This is a genomic window from Pseudomonas sp. S1(2024) (assembly GCF_046557535.1).
Genome location: NZ_JBKGFP010000081.1, coordinates 78,735 through 96,858, shown reverse-complemented (window position 1 = coordinate 96,858; position 18,124 = coordinate 78,735). Strand labels below are relative to the sequence as shown.

The 18,124-nt window shown below is 52.1% G+C and carries 15 protein-coding genes; 12 read left to right on the top strand and 3 right to left on the bottom strand.

The window, feature by feature from the left end:
* Nucleotides 1–685: 685 nt before the first annotated feature.
* The 5 genes from ACLCGK_RS22505 to ACLCGK_RS22485 all read left to right on the top strand — a co-directional run bounded on the left by ACLCGK_RS22505 (nucleotide 686) and on the right by ACLCGK_RS22485 (nucleotide 7,295).
* Nucleotides 686–1,801: a tyrosine-type recombinase/integrase gene (locus ACLCGK_RS22505; RefSeq protein WP_410952987.1), complete on the top strand. Its 1,116-nt coding sequence runs from the start codon at nucleotides 686–688 to the stop codon at nucleotides 1,799–1,801.
* A 419-nt stretch (nucleotides 1,802–2,220) separates the two neighbouring features.
* Nucleotides 2,221–2,904, top strand: coding sequence for a hypothetical protein (locus tag ACLCGK_RS22500; RefSeq protein ID WP_410952986.1), 684 nt, complete (start codon nucleotides 2,221–2,223; stop codon nucleotides 2,902–2,904).
* A complete protein-coding gene (locus ACLCGK_RS22495) occupies nucleotides 2,864–4,867 on the top strand; it encodes a hypothetical protein (protein ID WP_410952985.1) in 2,004 nt (667 codons plus the stop codon). Before ACLCGK_RS22500 ends, ACLCGK_RS22495 begins: the two co-directional genes overlap by 41 nt.
* Nucleotides 4,868–4,870: 3 nt before the next feature.
* On the top strand, nucleotides 4,871–5,827 hold the full coding sequence (locus tag ACLCGK_RS22490) for an ATP-binding protein (RefSeq protein WP_410952984.1): 957 nt from the start codon (nucleotides 4,871–4,873) through the stop codon (nucleotides 5,825–5,827).
* A 232-nt stretch (nucleotides 5,828–6,059) separates the two neighbouring features.
* Nucleotides 6,060–7,295, top strand: coding sequence for a hypothetical protein (locus ACLCGK_RS22485; RefSeq protein WP_410952983.1), 1,236 nt, complete (start codon nucleotides 6,060–6,062; stop codon nucleotides 7,293–7,295).
* A gap of 301 nt (nucleotides 7,296–7,596) precedes the next feature.
* Here the strand turns inward: ACLCGK_RS22485 and ACLCGK_RS22480 are convergent, their stop codons facing one another.
* Nucleotides 7,597–8,013 (bottom strand): hypothetical protein, encoded by a 417-nt coding sequence (locus ACLCGK_RS22480; protein WP_410952982.1) that lies wholly within the window; start codon nucleotides 8,011–8,013, stop codon nucleotides 7,597–7,599.
* A gap of 90 nt (nucleotides 8,014–8,103) precedes the next feature.
* On the opposite strand from ACLCGK_RS22480, the gene ACLCGK_RS22475 reads away from it, so the two are divergent.
* The 5 genes from ACLCGK_RS22475 (at nucleotide 8,104) to ACLCGK_RS22455 (ending at nucleotide 11,621) form a co-directional block, all read left to right on the top strand.
* A complete protein-coding gene (locus ACLCGK_RS22475; protein WP_410952981.1) occupies nucleotides 8,104–8,379 on the top strand; it encodes a helix-turn-helix domain-containing protein in 276 nt (91 codons plus the stop codon).
* 32 nt (nucleotides 8,380–8,411) lie between these two features.
* Nucleotides 8,412–8,984 carry a hypothetical protein gene (locus ACLCGK_RS22470; RefSeq protein ID WP_410952980.1) on the top strand — a complete coding sequence of 191 codons (573 nt, stop codon included), beginning with the start codon at nucleotides 8,412–8,414 and terminating at the stop codon, nucleotides 8,982–8,984.
* A gap of 132 nt (nucleotides 8,985–9,116) precedes the next feature.
* Nucleotides 9,117–9,596, top strand: a complete 480-nt coding sequence (locus ACLCGK_RS22465) for a hypothetical protein (protein WP_410952979.1) — start codon at nucleotides 9,117–9,119, stop codon at nucleotides 9,594–9,596.
* A gap of 103 nt (nucleotides 9,597–9,699) precedes the next feature.
* Nucleotides 9,700–11,292, top strand: a complete 1,593-nt coding sequence (locus tag ACLCGK_RS22460; RefSeq protein WP_410952978.1) for an esterase/lipase family protein — start codon at nucleotides 9,700–9,702, stop codon at nucleotides 11,290–11,292.
* Nucleotides 11,293–11,330: 38 nt separating this feature from the next.
* Entirely contained in the window at nucleotides 11,331–11,621 is a 291-nt protein-coding gene (locus ACLCGK_RS22455) for a hypothetical protein (RefSeq protein ID WP_410952977.1), read from the top strand.
* A 354-nt stretch (nucleotides 11,622–11,975) separates the two neighbouring features.
* Here the strand turns inward: ACLCGK_RS22455 and ACLCGK_RS22450 are convergent, their stop codons facing one another.
* Both ACLCGK_RS22450 and ACLCGK_RS22445 read right to left on the bottom strand, forming a co-directional pair.
* Complete coding sequence (locus tag ACLCGK_RS22450) at nucleotides 11,976–12,836, bottom strand: hypothetical protein (protein WP_410952976.1); 861 nt, start codon at nucleotides 12,834–12,836, stop codon at nucleotides 11,976–11,978.
* A gap of 423 nt (nucleotides 12,837–13,259) precedes the next feature.
* On the bottom strand, nucleotides 13,260–14,414 hold the full coding sequence (locus ACLCGK_RS22445) for a site-specific integrase (protein WP_410952975.1): 1,155 nt from the start codon (nucleotides 14,412–14,414) through the stop codon (nucleotides 13,260–13,262).
* An 87-nt stretch (nucleotides 14,415–14,501) separates the two neighbouring features.
* Between ACLCGK_RS22445 and ACLCGK_RS22440 the strand changes: the two genes are divergently transcribed.
* Both ACLCGK_RS22440 and ACLCGK_RS22435 read left to right on the top strand, forming a co-directional pair.
* Nucleotides 14,502–15,494 carry a DNA-binding protein gene (locus ACLCGK_RS22440; RefSeq protein WP_410952974.1) on the top strand — a complete coding sequence of 331 codons (993 nt, stop codon included), beginning with the start codon at nucleotides 14,502–14,504 and terminating at the stop codon, nucleotides 15,492–15,494.
* Between the two features lie 70 nt (nucleotides 15,495–15,564).
* Complete coding sequence (locus ACLCGK_RS22435) at nucleotides 15,565–17,838, top strand: P-loop NTPase fold protein (RefSeq protein ID WP_410952973.1); 2,274 nt, start codon at nucleotides 15,565–15,567, stop codon at nucleotides 17,836–17,838.
* Nucleotides 17,839–18,124: the final 286 nt, after the last annotated feature.

Sequence of the window (18,124 nt, the reverse complement as noted above, 5' to 3'; positions counted from 1 at the left end):
GCGCAGCAGCCCCCAAGGTTTCAAAGCAGACGCATAATTGCTGGGGCTGCCTTGCAGCCCATCGCGACACAAGGCCGCTCCTACAATTGACCGCGTTAACCGATCGACCGGGAGTTGGGTTGCCGGCGATGGGCAGCGTGGCAACCTCAATGGCGCTGGCCGACAGGCGCTAGTCGTCAGTGTGGTCATGCATGCGCCGGATTTGTCCTGGCAAACAAGGTCGAGGGTGACCGTACCAGGTTTCTTTCAAGCACTCAGGGTACAGGTGCAAATGGCTGGCCTGATGTCCAAGTCGCGGTAGCCAACAGTCAAAAGGCAAGGCTAACGCATCCAGCACCAAAGTCGGCGAAGCGGGCGATGGATCAGGACGGATTATCTAGACCAAAGTGCTCAGAAGTAATTGAGTACAAAAACCTGATTGAAAAATCATCTATAAAACAGGCGCATGGCTGATTATTCTATAATCTAAGCGAGGTTCATTCAAGCATTTATTTCCTAATGCATTGAAGAAAACTATGAAATGAGAGGTTGATGGAAGTAAATTTTGAAACGGGCGTCAGATGAATTCCTTAAGACCTTAACGCTTTTTAGATAGTTATTCTATAGAGCAGCATCTACCCTGGGCTAGCTTAGTATCGGGAATGGCGCTATAGATAATCATCTATGCGCGATCGAGACTTGGCCCATGATTGACGATGTCTATAGTGAAGGATTTCTAATCGCAGCAGGATTATCACCAAATGCTATGAGTTCGAATGGCGCTGACTCTTTGATGACCGACTTTCAATTGTTAAAGGATTGGATCAGTCAAGGTACGAAAAACTGTCAAACTCGAAGGGTGATGAAAAAAGAAATTGAACGCATTATATTCTGGGCGAATGCTATAAGGCATAAGGGCATACTTGAGTTAACCCCCGACGACCTTGTCAACTACGCAATATTCTTAGGGCAGCCAAAGCCTGCTGAAATGTGGATATCTAAAATAAAATATCCCAAGTGCAATGACGCATGGCGTCCTTTTGCCGGCCCACTAAATGAAGCTTCGCGCCGATATGCGTTAGTGCAGATTGGTAGTTTCTTCAAATGGGCTGTGCGGAGCGGCTTGCTCGAATTTCCTCCGACGGAATCGCAAGAAAAACCAAGAATAGTCAAACTCATGTTCAGGCCGCCACCACTTGCTCAAGAAGCTGTTGCGGCATTGTTTGAAGTTATCAATGGCCATGTAAGCATCAAAAAGAGATTAAGAGATAATTTGTTACTTTCAGTGCTCTTGCAAACTGGACTGCTAACTTCAGAAGTAGTAGCCGCAGATCTGGAGGATGTTAGTCGGGACGAAAATGGAGCCTGCTGGATAGCTGTAAAGGGCAAGAATGGTAGGTTGCGAAGGCTTGCAATCACACCTGAATTATTTTCATTGGTGGGCCACTGTAAAACTCTATTTCTCTCTGAGCTAGAACAAAAAATTGATAGTCCCATACCCTTGATACTGCCATTAACCGGGAAATTAAGGCGTCTACATAGCTCGACAGTACTGGCAATAATAAAAAATCTCGCAAGGCAAGCAATGGGACTGCTGCGAGAAAGAAGGCAGTGCGATGTCGCGGCGACACTGGCGCGTGCTAATGGATATATGTTGAGGCACTCATGCTTAGCCAGCATTGCTGCTACCAGAAATGTATATGAATTAAAACGAATTGCAGGGTATAAGGGGTTGGGCGTGACGGAGCAGTATTATTATTGCTCTGACAATGAATTTCACAAAAGAATAGCGGCATGGACTCCTGCAATCTGCAAACAATAGACGTGCAAATCTAATAGGCGGAAGGGCTTGTGATTTTTTTGGTGGTGTGCGCGATGTGATATATTTTTTTTGACTAGAAAATTCAGCCTTTATCAGGAACTCATTCTCCGGTGCAGATCATCAATACTCTTGGTATCGTAATTGTGAATTACAGTATTCTGGGTTTTTGATAAAGGGATCACGATCAATACGAAACCTCCCTGGCTGCAGAGATCATATAATTGAAAAGTAAGAGAAATTACATTTCTACTCTAGTTGCATGGATCATGCATCGGCGCTATTGCTTTGAATGAGCATTTATAGTGCCGTGTTATATTTCCTTAAGGCATGGCACCTATGGTTAAACAATATAATTGGATTCGCAAAATTTGCGCTAGCGTATCGCTTAAGGAAGGCTGGATGGTTTTGGGTGTTGTGTTATGTCAAAAACAGTAAAGAGTGCCGCCAAGTACAATCTTTATAAGAAGTATGGGGGCAATAGTGGGCGGGCGAACAATATATGGTTGGTCTATAGCGAGAAGATGCATCGTGACTTTGCATTAAACTCTGACTTGCGCCTGTTCCACTGGATTTACTGGCTTGAAACTAATGCGTATGTAAGAAGCTTTGAGTACTTTGACAAAAAAACCTCAGCCGAACCGGATGGCGAATTGATTACGGCAGATGGCTGTGTTAGACAATTCTGGATAGCAAAAAAAATACCACCCAAGATCCATGCTGACGATGCTGAGCAAGGTGAGATCGAATCTGACAGTATAATAGTTACACCTGATGAGATTATATCAAAAGCACCGGAGGCTATGCGAATTTTTGGGGCATTGTCTTTTTGCGCTGGTGTCCGTGACCAGGAATTGGCTCAAATCGAAAACAGACTCATATTGGTCGAGCGCCAAATGATAAGCGGAACGATAAGGCAGCTATTGGAGGCTTTTGAAGGAATAGAGGAATCGCTGGTTGCAGGAGTCATTGTTAGACACATGATTCGAAACTTAATTGATGTGGACTTCACGCGGGATTTCTTTGGCCGGCAAACACGATGGCATTTGTCAGGAGGCCCTCCAAGTGAATATCAGACTCAGTCGAGGCGGAGCAGTCCAAAATAGAGCCTGTGACCAATTTGAATCTTGGCAGAGGCCCGATGTCTCGCATTTAAACGATAGCGACAAAGAGGTTTATATCTTCAGGTATCGAGCCCTCGAGATGTACTCGGCAGGAAGTAAGTTAAGCGATATTGAAGGGTTGACGGGAATCGCTCCTTCGCAAGTTGTATCTCTAGCAAAAAAATGCCTCGAAATTTCACCAGACGGTAATCCGTGGGGGTGTCGCGCTCTATTGCCAAGAATTAGACTGGCGCCGTATACCCGAAGCGCTCCCCCGTCAAATGGCAGCGCTAGTGGAAGAGGGGGGTATGCAGGAGCTTTTGGTTGGATTCTTGATAAATATGAAGATTTACCAGAACTATTGCGCAAGAAAATCTTTAAGATAGGAGGTCGCGGGACGGTATATGAACATAAGGTGAGTGCTAAAACCCTCCATTCGATTTTTCTTCAAACCTTACAAGAGCTTGGGGCGCCGATAGATCAATGGCCATTCACTACCGAGCTCATGGGGGCGAGAACAATTAGCAAGTTTTTAAATGCAATTATGGACAGGAATTTTGATCAGGCGGTTCTAGTTAATGAAGAATCATCGGCCCGCGCTCATCTTAAGGTTGGAAAGGGCATGCACACAAGTCTTAGATCTAGTCAGCCCTATGACATAGTCGAGGTTGATGCCTACAAGGTAGATTGTCACACATCCGTTGAATTCATGACTCCTGAGGGACTACTCACTGCTGTCCATATTACGCGAATGTGGTTGCTAGCGATGATCGATGTCGCTTCGACTGCTGTCATAAGTTATACCCTTGTATTTAAGCCAGAGGTTAATGCTGAGGATGTGGTCAATCTGTTTCGGATTGCTTTGTTGCCAAACCGTGAAAGGCCATTACCACTCGTCGACGGGCTGATTTATCCCGAAGGCTCTGGCTTACCCAGCGAAGTGATTGAGGAATGCAAAGGGGCATTATGGTCGATTGTCAAATTTGACGGTGCGCTCGCTAACCTTGCTGAGAAAGTTACTGATCAATCACGTAAAGAACTTGGCTACTCCTGGAATGTTGGGCCTTCGCAACATTTTGAAAGACGAAACTCTATAGAGCGGAAATTTGCTGACTTCGCAAATGGCATTTTTTCGCGAATGCCGTCTACCACGGGGCATGGTCCAGGCAAAGGTCGAGCCGATAAAGCTGAGCAAGTTGCGGTTACCAAGCGAATCATCGCAGATGAAATCAGGCATCTGCTTGATGTTGAAATCGCCATGTATAATGCTCTTCCTACCGAAGGTCTTTACATGTCCCCTCTAGACTATATCCGACAAAAAATCACGAACAACAATAACCATCTGATTTTGCGAAAGCTTCCCAATGCGCATGTTCAGAATGCTTCTGAAATATTACTCAGAAAGAAACGTGTATTCGTCAGAGGTGGGCGGAGAACTGGCCGTGCACCACACATTCAGTTTGCGAGAGTTAAGTATACGAGCGAGCAATTGAGGCAGGCAGCTAGTCTGATCGGCAAGCAGATATACATTGAAATTTTTGAGGACGATATACGGTATCTGAGGGCATTCACTTTGCAGGGTGAGTCTTTGGGGATGTTGGTTGCTATGGGGCATTGGGCGGGCATGAAACATAGCTTGGCCACCCGACAAGCAATCAATAAATTGGTATCTGAACGGGTCATTATTATTGCTAGGGGGCAAAATCCCGTGCAGGTGTACATGCAATATTTGACCACAAAAAGCAAAACCAGCAGGAAAAAGTCAAAATCCCCTCTCAGTACTCGACAGGCGACCGAGGCGAAACGACTATCGGATGAAACTGGTCTGAGTTTAAATATTCATGATCCAATAGAAGGCGCAGAGTATCCTTCAGTTTTATCATTGGATCTCGAAGCAGAAGGTCACTGCAGCTTTGCACCGATGCCAGACCTCAACAAATTAATTGGCAAGAACAAGCTGAGGTGAAGCATGTTGGTTCTTGATGACAAATCTCGTGCTGAACTCTTTCGCACCCATCCGGTCAAACGAGATAAATATACTATCCTGACCCCCATGATCAAGGCGTCATATGCGATGTTCCGGGAGAAAGTCTTTTTTAGGCACTCCGGTGCCTTTATGTTTGCCTCCCCTCGCATGGGGAAGACGCGATGCGCCCTTGCCATCAAGGACTTGCTTTCTAGCGAGTTCCCTGATTCTTATGTGCTGTATCATACAATGGATAGTGAGCGAGCTACTTATCTGGTGCGCGATTTGTTGAGCTCGGCAAATTTGGCCGTTGCCAATCGAGAGAGTCGCGCAATACAACTAGAACGTTATATCGAGCATATCGCTGCCGAGTGCGAGGTCAGAGGCGGGGACCAATTTGTCCTGATTGTTGATGAGATGCAGTTGATGCTATTGCAGGCATTCAACGACCTCTTGGTGGTCCATAATCGGCTTGATGCAAAAGGTATCAGCATGACAACCCTGGGATTCGGCCAACCGCAGATCCTCGAAGCTCGAAATCTTTTGATTTCTCTGGAGGCCTTCAATCTGGTGGCCCGATTTTTAAGCGAGCCTGTACGGTTTGAAGGGTGTTTGTCGGCCAACGTATTTCAATCTATTCTTTACAACTTTGATGAGGTCACTGAATTTCCGCCAAACTCAGGGTGCTCTTATACCGATTTCTTTCTCCCGATTGCTTTCTCCAACAAATATCGTCTTGCAGCGCAGCATGGCGATATTTGGGATGCTTTAGTCCAGTTAGTCGGTGAAGGCGTGCTGCCACGAATTCCATTTTCCTATATCATTCGCCTGCTGAATCACCTCTTGATTGTCAATAGGGCGAAAGACTCACTGGATTTTAGGTTGTCGAGCAAGATGATTGATGTCTCGTTGAAGGCGACCTTTCTAACAGACTTTTTTGAGTCCATGAGAATAAAGTAGGATGCACAGGAGAGCGCTGAAGATTACGCTTGGCTGTAATAGGCCGCTGGCGCTTTCGTCATCGTGGCTTTTATTTGTCAAAGCGTCAGCAATCAACTACTTGTCACCCAACTATTTGGTCAATATTGTGAGGAGGCCCGGTGTAAATTCAAGGGTCGATCCATATTACTGGACCTCGACATTTGTCGATATTCCATATCTGGCGCAGTGCACAGGGCTAGCGGAGCGCTTGTTGGACACCCTGTTCGTGGACCGCTATTCAAAATGTGTTCAAGGTGTAGAGCAGATAATCATCCGTCACTGCCCTGTGTGCATTGCGCAGGGCTACCACTCTGTGCTGTTCCAGTTCGCGCTGTTCGATACTTGCCCATGGCATGGCCATAAACTGATCTCTTGTGCCTCGTGCACTCGTGCCATCTCACAGAAACAGGGCATGCGCTTCACCTTGCATGAGGGGTACTACGAAGCTAGCTTGAAGTGTGGTCATTTTTACTTCAACTCAAAAGCGACCACTCGATTTGATTTCAAAACTGATCAGCAGGTTCAAGCCTATCTAGAGAAAGCGTTTTTATGTGCCGAGTGGTTGGAACGTTGCACCCATTCGAGTACGCCCTTTGCACATGTTCTTGGACAGCTAACCCATGATAAGCACCTCGACGAAAGGCTTATAAAAATTATGTACCCGTGCTATTGTTGGGCGCTAAGCATTGGGTTGGCGTGTCCTTGGCCATCAGTGCTTGATGCGCTTAGCTACCCTTGTGCCGATTTCTCGATAATGCATCTGGGCGCTGCAAATAGAGGCAATACACAAGGAGTCGATCTCAAAATAGTGCTGAAAAGCATCCGCCGTCACCTATTCAAAAAATTTGTACGCCCCCATAAGAAATGTTACTCATTGCTCTCTTCCTTTACCCAGAAGGACTTGCATTGCCTGGATGCAACTTGGGCATGCAGCGCTGCCTCGGCCTTTATCGCCTGGGAGCGTTCGATTTCATATCTGGATGGAGGGGACTGGGCCGATGCGCCAAACAAGGTGTCTACGGGCTGGGCAGCGGCGCCAGAACAGGTCCACCAAGTAGCTTCATTATGGCTACTGCATTTTTATACCATCTGGGGTGGCATTGAACGAAATTGTCAGGGCTGCAAATGTAACCATGATCGCTTTTCAGTCGAACTCGCTTCTTCCGTGCCACCGTTACGCCTGGGTGAGGATAGTGTTGTGATTTACAACTCTCAGGATAAATGCACTGACGTGTTACTGGCATTGCACTGCTCTGAAGCATGGTTGCGGACTGCTGCTTCGGTGCGTTGTGCGACACGTAGACAATACAGCGATATGGTCAACCACCGATCGAGAGAAACAGTGCAGTTCTGGGCTTATGTCGTACGGCCGGAAGTGTGGATGCGCTATTGGGTTGGAAACCAGCCAAGAACCGGCGCTTGGCGCCGTCCCGTTAGCGCCGGCTAGTTGACAGTCAGGTCAATTATGGCTGCTCTCGCTGTCAAGGAGCGTCACGTGCTGGGCTGGCAGGTTGCTTATTCTATGTGCAATTCTGTGCGATCCTTGCCGATCCGCACTCGCTGGTCAGTCAGACCACTGAGGGGTGCAAAAGTGGCCGAGCGCCGCTGGGCAATCGATCATCCGCGCGCGTTAAAGGGTGCAATTCTAGGCGTATCAACCATATCCGGCACCCCTTTTACCCTTCGGGTATAGCCCCATCTCAAAGCCAGGCGCGAGCCACCCAATGTGTGGCTGGCTGAAAGACCGCTCAGTCCGCGCGATAGAGTGTCAGCTGATCGCGAACGAGCGCCACGTTCCAGGCTGATTCCTCATAGTGGGTACCGTTGACAAGATCAATCATGAATGTGGATCGGTCACCATTTTCCCGCAATTCGATGGCTTGTACTGGCACCATTGACCACATGCCCGAGCCATCGGGGCTGGGCACAACGCTCATAACGCGAGTCACGGTCGCGTTGGCTGGCAGACTCTGCAGGAGCTGCCGAAAATGTTCCACGCAGGAGACCAGCATCATCCGCTGAAAGTCGAAGCTGTTATCCAATTGGGTTACGCATACATAAAGCCAAGGTACGGCCAGCTCCTGCTCGACGATCGCCCATTGCCTGCTTCCGTCAGCGAAATGCAGGCTACCTCGAAGCTCAGCGCCTGGATGAGTCACAAACATGCAGGCTACCTCGTACCGAAAATGAACACTATAGATTGTAGTCCTTTAGTGTTCAATGTCGCTTCATCGTTCCTTTTGCAGGAGTCGCAAATGGAACTGAATGATGCCGTCGGCCTGGCCTTACGGAATGCACGCCTTCGCAAGGGCTATACCCAGGAGGATTTTGGCAGCATCAGCAGTCGAACCTATATCAGCTCACTGGAGCGCGGGATGAAAGCGGTAACCGTCAACAAGCTCACGTCGATCGCCGACATGATGGGCGTGCACCCGCTGAGCATCTTGGCCGAAGGTTTTGTGCTGCAATCAGGGGGCAATTTGGACGAGCTGCTTGCCCGCGTCAAAGCCGAATTGTCTGAGCAGTGTTGATAGTTCACTACGATGGGTAGGGGCGTGCAGATGTGCTGGTACTGATGCTGGAGGCTATCCGGCGCCGGGTCGAGGCTGGGTTGTACGTGCCGGCGGCTTTCGTGACGAGTTCCAACACTGGCACTGAAAACCCAAGCATGGACATTTATGCCGAGGCGATGATCACTGAGTTGGAGGCGTACTGCACTCGGCTCGGACTGCCTATCACGGTGGTCAAAGTTGAGCCCTCGCTGACCTCGGCGTTTGCCTACGCCACCCTAGGCCGTGGAAAGCTGCCGGTGTTCGCGGGTGCCTCTCGCAGCTGCTCGGTCGACTGGAAGCTGCGCCCGCAGCAGAAAGCGCTCAAGCAACTGCTTTCGATGCTGCTGTCTCCTGGTGAGCTGGTGACCTTCGTGGGCACCCGTATGTCGGAGTCGGCAACCCGTGCGGCCAACATGCGCGAGCGGGGCGAGGAGGAGGCTGGGCGGCTGGTGCTCAATGAGCAAGACTCCTACAACTGCTCGATCATCGCCGACTGGGAGATGGAGGAAGTGTGGGAGTTCTTCATGGCGTGTGAGGCGAAGCGCGGCGGTCCCTACCGGACGTTCGTCGATAACTTCGACTGATGCCTGCAGCTCTACAAGGAAGCCAATGAAGGCACGTGCGCGATCATCACCGGCGACGGTGGTAACAAGGCGGCGTGCGGATCTCGCTTTGCCTGTGTCTGGTGCAAGGTCACAGGTAAGCGTGGCAAGTCCATGGAGGCGATGATTGCGTCTGCGCCCGAGAAACACGGGCACATGGCGGGGGTCAACCGCTTCCGGAACCATCTCATCAACACCCGCTGGGGCATGGGGCGTCGAGACTGGCTCAGGCATACATACTCGGCCGCCGGCTACATCAACGTCACAGGAACAGCCTACAACGCAGCGATGCGCCGTGAGCTGTTGCGGTACCTGCTGACCCTGGATGTGCTGGAGGAGGAGCGGGCAGAGGAGCACGATGCGCGGATGTTCTGCGGCGAGCTGGAAAGGACGGAGTCCAACGAGACCCTTCGTGGGACCACCTTTCAACTCATCACGCCGAAGTACCTTCTGGCCATCGACTTCGCCTGTACCGATCTGCGCTCCTTCATCCGCCATCATTCGATCAGCAACGCCGAACACGAACAGGTCCTGGAGTCGATGAAGGTCAAAGCTGCAGCACAAACTTTGGCGATCTCGGATCTATTTGCTTAACTCAGCAAAGGCTACCTCTTATGAGGTGTCTTTTTTCTGAAATTACGAACGTAAACCTATCTCTCGCTACGCTGTCAGACACAGCTCACTTGGATTGATGGCCATGGACGATGAATTTAAAGCTATCATAGACCTGGCAAAATTAAAGCTTGATGTGGATAGGATGATGGCCCTTGGTGATTCTACGCCAATGAGCTATTTGCTGATTATGGAATATAAGAAAAAGCTCAAGGAGCTTTCAGAATTAATAAATGGGCTTCCCGAAAAGCTTCGAGCGGAAGTTATAAGGCTGCAACCTGAAGCTGCAGCGGTAGCAGTGGCGGAACAAGAACATCGAGCGGCTCTCGGTAGGATCCAAGGAGGTTTTATGTCAAGGCACATTGTTATCGTCCATGGGTGGAGCGATGATGGAAAATCATTTAAGAAACTGGCCACTGAAATAGCTAAATTGTCTCAAAGGCCGCCAGTGCAAATTAATATTGCTGACTGGATTTCGCTTCAGGACAATGTAACTTACGCCGATATCGCTGAAGCGATGCAGCGTGCATGGTTAAAACTCAAGCTCCCCACTGATCCCAGGTCAGTCGATGTAGTGACACATAGTACTGGCGCGTTGGTAGTTCGTGATTGGATGACCCGTTTCTATCACAGTGATACCGTGCCAATTCTCCATTTCCTCATGTTAGCGCCGGCGAATTTTGGCTCCCCTCTAGCCCACAAAGGTCGGTCATTCCTCGGCCGCGCGCTCAAAGGCTGGGGTAAATTTAAAGGGCAGACGGGCACCGAGATTCTAAAAGGGCTGGAACTGGGTTCCCCCTACACCGTTGAGCTAGCCAAAAAAGACCTGTTCTCAAAAGACACTTGGTATGGTGCTGGCAAGATTCTCGCTACTGTGCTAGTAGGAAATGTTGGGTATGACGGCGTCCAGGCTATTGCGAATGAGGACGGTGGTGATGGTACGGTACGAATTAGCACAGCCAACCTGAACTGCTCTTTGTTACAACTGCAATTGGATTCGAATCAGCAGATTGGGAAAGAAGGTTGGAAGCTAGCCGAATCCAACGGTGATATTGCGTTCGGCATTATAGATCAGGAAAACCACAGTACTATTGCTTTAAAAAATGGGGGAGCTAAAAACCTCAGGACGCTTGAGTTAATAAAGCGTGCACTGATGGTGGGTGATCAGGACTTTCCAGCAAACAATAATAAGTTTTCCTGGCAAGATGAGATACACGCTATCGACCCATTTGTGGAAGATCGATCACCTCGCTACCTTAACCTGATCACCCATGCGAGCGATAATCTTGGGCATGACATTGCGGACTACTTTATAGAGTTGTATAGGAAGACAAATACTGACAGGGAGTTCGAAAAAGAAATCTATGAAGATGTCTTCGATACCGTACATGCATACGAAGACAATAGTGCTTACCGATCACTCTACATATCAATCAAGGACTTGATGGCTATCATAGGGAAATATACCGTTGATACCCTTTACCTAAGTATTTCAGCTACGCCGGTCTTTGAGCCTCCGAGGATGCCTGTCGGTTACATGGGTATCGACGCGGGTACCACTGATGGACTACCTATTGCCACGAATGAAATCCAGAAGTTTTTCAAGGCGCATCGGACTCTGATTGCAGAGGTGGTATTGAAAAGGCAGGTTGATGATTCGGTATTTAAGTTAAAATAACTATTTGACGAAGGCGGTTCAGCACAGAGGCATGCGCCATGGCGAAGCGTGTATGGATTATCCAAGGTTGGCAAGGCACCACCGAGATCTTCTCGCAGGAAGTGCCGTGCAGCCAGTTGCCAGAAGGGCGGGTAGAGGAGGTTCTCAAATATCTGGTGGCCAAACACGGCCTGTCGGAGAGAGAGATCATAAGCACATTATTGCGCAGGAATTCGAAGCTGTTTGCTGAGCATCTTGAGGTTAAAAATTCTGGACCGAACGAGCGCTGGTCGCTATCGTGCGGGCACAACCCATTCTTCACGGCAAGGGTGGAGGAACGTTCTGATTGACTACCCAGTTGTGCCGATAGGTCCAATTTTCCGTGAACACCTCATGTCAGTCAGGGCAGTTATCCTCTGAACATATTTCGCTGCGTACGTGATGGCATGCTCATCTATGGCTGAACGTGATGTGATCGCTCTCGCATTGATGTGCGCTGTTGGTTGGGCGGGTGATCGTTGGTGCGCCGAGTGGGCCCCAGAACTGGCTAACGATGCGCAAGCCGCAAGTTAGGGGGAATTCACATGGCCAACCGGACTACACCGCGACTCCGGGGCCTGACCGGTAGGGGCCGGCCAGGCTTGCGGCTAGAGCTACTTTCACATGTAAATTTATACCAATTTTTAGATGTTAGACAACGCTAGTCAACCTATCGAACCGCGTTCCATTGCCTGATCGAAATCTCTCGCTTTCTCAATCCCTTCGCCGTACACGTCTGCGCATTTTAATGCTCGTTCTATTGCAGCTTCTGTGTCTAAGTGATGCTGCTCGCGCGCTGCACGATCCTTCTCTTCTTGTTCTTTGGAATAGGCATCATTCAACTCCTGAATACTATCCAGCCATTCCTTGCATTGATCAACTGCAACTTTCGCTGCTGCTGCGCCGGCTGCCAGTCCTGGAAGTGTCACAACACACTCAATTACTTCTTTATTGACCTTTCCAACCCTAATTGATGCCTCTCCTATATCTTTGAGGCTTTTAACGACTTCGTCTTTAGTCTTTCCGAGATCGACGCAGCGCTGGGCTTCTTCGCTAAGCTGGCCAAGTGTCTTTCTGGTCTCCGGCACTTGTGAGGCTGAAATGGATGCGCTATAAGTTATAGTTCCGCAGTTAAAGTTCAGATTTAAGTTTGGGCTCTTGCCCGTTATGAAAATATGTATCGGCTTAGTCGTGTTTTCTTCGTAGTGGGTCAGTATCTGGTGGAGTAGACCGCGAGGTATTGAGGATGGTTTGGTCTCGAGTTCCATCATTGCATAGGGGCGGAGTTCGCTCATAGAGTTTTTAAATTCCAGCATCCTCTGTAATTCGTCCCCCCACAGCAGGAACTCTTCCTGAGTAAGTTTCTCGCCTTCCACCCCATCTGAATACTTAACAACAGACTTCGTAAGGTTCTGGAATCTATCCTGGTTGAGTAGTACCTCGTACTGGACATCGAAGGTCACAATCAATAGCGGTGAGCCATTTACATCGCGACGAACCTTGATTCTGTAATTTGCATCGGCCATGACTGTTCTCCATCTTCGATCAGGTGCGGAATACGGCGAATGAGTACAGCAACTGGAGAATAGGACGCTGGCTGAAATCTGCTCGCAGCTCGATCGGGCTGTATGGCCAGTGCATACATGTTCCCAGATTGATACGTGAGGCCAGGATGATAGCGACCGAGCTGTCAGGCCCAGGACCGTCGCAGCTCACAAGGCCAGCACGGTCTGTGTGAGGACTGAGACTGCCACCAGAATGATGCTGAGAAGGTGGCCATCACTACCAGCACCGTGACAGCTGAGAATGCCATGCCGAGCATTCGTCACCGCTACTCCATGGATGACTCCGTAGGTTGAAGGAAGCCAGCTTACCGTTGTAACAGTCTGACTAGACGAGAGCGGGCTTATCCGCGCTTGCGGTTTGTCTAGGCACAGCGCCCCGCGTCCCTACGTCGCCTTTACAGTCACCTGTCCATTCGCGTCATCGGGTGTATCGGCCTCATAAGCACTGCGTTCATCGAACTGCGCGGCCATGGGCAGTAACTGACTGGCACGGCTCCCCAGGAGTGATCCGGCTTGGAAATAGCCCATCACGGTGCCGACGCTACGGTGCTCGGTCATCGCCATGACCTCACCCAGCGGAACCCCCTGACGCCCAGCTTCGGTCACAAATCCCGAGCGCAGGCTGTGCGCAGCCCAATCGCCTTCAAGACCTGCCAACTGTGCCCGACGTTTGACGATACGCGCCACCTGATCGCCGGATAAGCCTGTCGTGCCGACCTTGCCGCCTTTGTACAGTCGACGGAACAACGGACCGGTCTGCGCGGGGGCGGCCATCAGCCAAGCCTGCAAAGCCTGCGCCGCGGGGCCTTGCAAGGGCTTTTCTCGGCGAACCCCGGCGGTATCGGTTTTTGTGGTGCCCAGCGCGTACAACCAGGTGTCGGCATCCAAGCGCCGCAGGTCCTGCACCTGCAGGCCAATGACCTCTGAACGCCTTCGACCGCCGCCGCTCCACGCCAGCAACAGCAGGGCGCGGTCGCGGATCCCGCGGGTACCGTCGGTGCAGGTGGCGAGCATGGCCTGCAGCGGCTCCAGCACCACCGCGGTTTTCTTGCGAACGGAAACGCCCTGGCGGGCCTGGGCCTTACGCCCCTCACGCAACAGCGTCTTCACGGCCTGGCTGTCTAGCGGGCTGGTCCACTGCTTCAGGCGATGCCACTTGGCCAGGACGGCGAGTCGATGGCTGACGGTGCTGAACGCCAAGGGACCGAGCTTACCCTTGACCCCGGCCGCGACCAGGGCGGCATCCAAGCTGGCCGGTAGCAGGTGGCTCCAGCCGCCAGCGCCATCCGGCCGCGCCAGGTGATCGACGATGAACTGCACCGCGACCTCGGGTGGCAATGCAGCGTCGCCGAGCGCACGCCGGTAGCGTAGTTGGAGCCAAGCGGACCAGTAGGCGAGGGCGCCCTGGTAGCTGCGCACGGTATTGGCGGCCGTGCCGGCGGCGATAAACGCCTCCGCGGCCGCACGAGTTGTGTCAGCCAGCTCGTGCAGGGTCAGTGGGCCATCAACCCGCGTCTGCAGCACATCTGTATTATTCATTACGTTCAACGTATTATTAATTGAGTTTCAATTTTTTAAGGTCGGATAATCGTTCATTATCAGACCTAATATAGCGGAGGGCAGGGCATGGCGGTAGGCGTACCAGAAAACGACGTGTTTGCCGCGGCAGACGCCGTGCTGGCCCGTGGCGAGAGGCCGACAGTGGAACGGGTGCGCTTAGAGCTCGGGCGCGGCAGCCCGGCCCGGGTCGGTACCTTGCTGGATCAGTGGTGGGAGCAACTGGCCGCACGGCTGCGCGGCGAAGCGCGCCTACCGGGCCTGCCGGCGGAAGTAGCGCAGGCCTTCAGGGCGATTTGGCAGCAAGCCACCATCCTGGCCGAGGGCGTGGCGGAGCAGGCGATATCCGCCCAACGCCAAGTGCTGAACGAAGAGCGCGAGGCGCTGGGGGCGCTGGAAGCTCGTGCCCGGCTGGACGTAGCCCATGCGCGCCAGCAGGCGTCTGAGGCCGTTACCGCACGGCAGGGCGCGGAGACCCGACTGGCCGGTCTGGAGCAACTGTTGGCCGAGCGCCAGGCACAAATCGATGACCTGCGTGCGCAGCGCGACGAACTTCAGGCGCAGCGTGACGAATCGCGCGCTGACGTGGCCGAAGTGCGTCAGCTTCTGCACGAAAGCCGTGAACAGGCCGAGCAGGCTCGTGAGGCACAACAGCGCTACACCCGTGACGTTGAGGATCGCGCTTATCGTGAAATCGATCGTGCTCGCGAGGAGAGTAAAGGGCTGACCTTCCAGCTCAAGGATGCCAGTGCCCGCATGCTCACCTTGCAACAGTCGCTACAAGCTGAGCAGCGCCAGCTGGCTGAAGCGCGTGAGCAGCGTGCAACGGCGGAGGCACAGAATGAGGCGCTGAATCAGAATCTGAGTCAGATGCGCCAAGCCGCTGCGAAAGCGGAGACGCATAGCCACGCCCTGCAACACAGCCTCCAACAAATGCAGACTCTGCTCGCCGAGACTCAGCACAGCGCCGTGGCACAGCAGTCGCGTGCCGACACCCTGGAGGCACAACTCGAGCAACTGCGAGAGGCCCTGAAGAAGAAACCTCAACGCAGCCGCCCCTGATATGGCCACGCGGCCGCCGCGTCTGACTACACCCAACTCTCCATAGCCTCGATTGCCGGAAGGCCGCCCCATGAACCATGATGACTTGAAGTTCGCCGATGACCGTCCAATTCTGTTGAAGAAATACGACCTCCTCGATCGCGCCGGGTTTGCCCAGCGGCTGGCACTGGCGATTAGCTCGTGGAAAAATCAGGAAAGCTTGGTGATCAGCCTGACCGGGGGCTGGGGTAGTGGCAAAAGTTCGATCAAAAATATGACTCTGGAGCAGCTCGAAGCAAACCAGAGCTGCCAGGTGATCGAATTCAATCCTTGGCAGTGGGCTAGCCAAGACAAATTGAGCAGCGCCTTCTTCGAGGAAATCTCCCGCGTCGTACAGCGCCAGGATTTCGGGGATAAAGATAAAAAGCTTGCCAAACTGTTGCGTCATTATGGCCGGTACTTGAATGCCGGCGCCGGCGTACTCAGCACGACTGCTAAATGGACGCCGGTGTTGCTCGGTTCGGCTTTGGTGACTACCGCGCTGGCCAGTGTGGCCGAAGGCGACGCGGCAAAGGTGACAATATGGCTCCTCAGCACCGCTAGCTGGCTCGGTACCTTTGCACCGCAGGTAAAGAAGCTCGCCGGGGCGATGACCAATCACTCCAAACGTCTCGACCAGCAAGCAAAAGACAATGAACTGACCCTCGGAGAAATTCGCACTGAGCTGCAGAAACTCTTGAGCGCGCGTAGTAAGCCGCTGTTGATCGTGCTGGATGATCTGGATCGGTTGTCGGCCGATCAAATGAAGGCGATGTTTCAGCTAATTAAGGCGCACATGGATTTCGCCAATGTCGTGTTCCTGCTGCTGTTCCAGCGCGATACGGTCGAGCAAGGACTGAACCAGGTCGGCTTCAAGGGGGCGGATTACCTGGAGAAGATCATCCAAGCCCCTCTCAGCGTCCCGGCCATTGCAAACAGTCAGCTTCAGACGATCTTGTTTAGCCGATTGGACGCGATCTTGACCGACGAACCGCAACTGCAGGAGCGCTTCGACAAAGAGTACTGGGGGCAGATGTTCGAGCGCGGTATGCGGCCGTTCTTTCGCAATTTACGTCACGTTTACCGGTACACCTCGACCTTGGCTTTTCACTGTCGCCTGCTGCGCGGCACCGAAGTGGCAGAGGTCAATGCGGTCGATCTGTTTGCGTTGGAATGCCTACGAGTGTTTGCCCCGGAAACTTACGCTGAGCTACCACGCTACAAAGCGTTGTTGACTGACAGCGAGCCGTTCGCCCGGAAGGATCAGCCACAGCAAGCGCGCGTAAACCAAATAATCGATCAGCTGGTCCACCTGGCACCTTCTCCTCATCAATCTGCCATACGCCAATTGCTTCAAGCGATGTTCCCCACGCTGGATTGGGCATTGACCAACACCTACTACGATCAGACGGAAAAACTGCGCTGGTTGGCCCGCTCACGGGTGTGCTGCGATCAAGTGTTCGATCGCTATTTCGAGCTCTCAATTCCTCTGGAGGACATCCCCAATTCGTTGCTACATGAACTTGGCAGACGGATCACCGATCCGGTGGCATTTACCGCACTGCTGATAAGCCATGAGGAGGAGCGTCAGGGCGAAATCCTGCAGCGACTTATCGGCCTGGTGGACCAGTTTCCTGTCGATCAGTCGCTCGCGGTGGTGCAAACGTTGCTGCGCGCCGGCGATCATGTTGGACGGCGCATGTCGTTCACCAACTGGTCGCCGCGGCTGCAGGTCACCCGTCTGCTCAGACTGTTCCTTGAACGCCATCAACTGGAGCACACCCGCAGCCAATTGGTCATCGAGGCCTTCGCCGCGGTGCAAGGCTTGGTGGTCATGGATCTGTTGCTGGAAGGGGAGGCTGCACTGCGCCGCCAGGGTGATGTCGGCTATCTCGACGATGCCGGATTTGAGCAGTTAAAAACCCTCTATGTCGAAGCGCTGCAACAGAAAGCAGAACGTGACCCGGATGCGTTTCTAGCTGATGAGAGCCATGCCTCCTATCTCATCGACTTGAACCGTTACAGTGTTGATGGTGATGGCGGGCGCCGCTGGGTCGAGTCCCACGTCACCACGCAAGCCCGCTTCCTCCTCTTCGCACGAGGACAGGTCAATTTCCGGACCTCGAACAGTGGTGGTCGCTCGACCCGCACCGACTACATCTCATCAACCGCATTGGAACAGATGATGGGATTGGCGCGTTGCGCTGAGTGGCTTGATCACCTCGACGTCGGCGCATTGAATAATTGTGAGTTGGAGACGCGTAGGCTGGTTGAGGATGCTTTGGCCCGGCACGCCCGCGGAGAGGCAGATTCTTGGAATGATTGATCCTCGCGGGTCATAGCTTTACCAAGCCGGGCCGTTCACGACATATGCGGGGCTCCTCACTAAACGTCGTGGAAATTTTCCTCCGAATGAGGTAGTCGCCACCTGATCGATGCACTCGCTGCAAGGGGCTTCGTGGGCCCGGTGAAGCCCGAAGCGAAGCGCATTGCTGTCTGGAGCAAACGCAAATGAGGGGTTGGAAAGAGCTTGGTGTTGGGTGAGTCTTAAAGGTCTTCGTACGTCGATGCCACGACTCTCGGCGAACCACTCGACCGTTCACATATCAAAG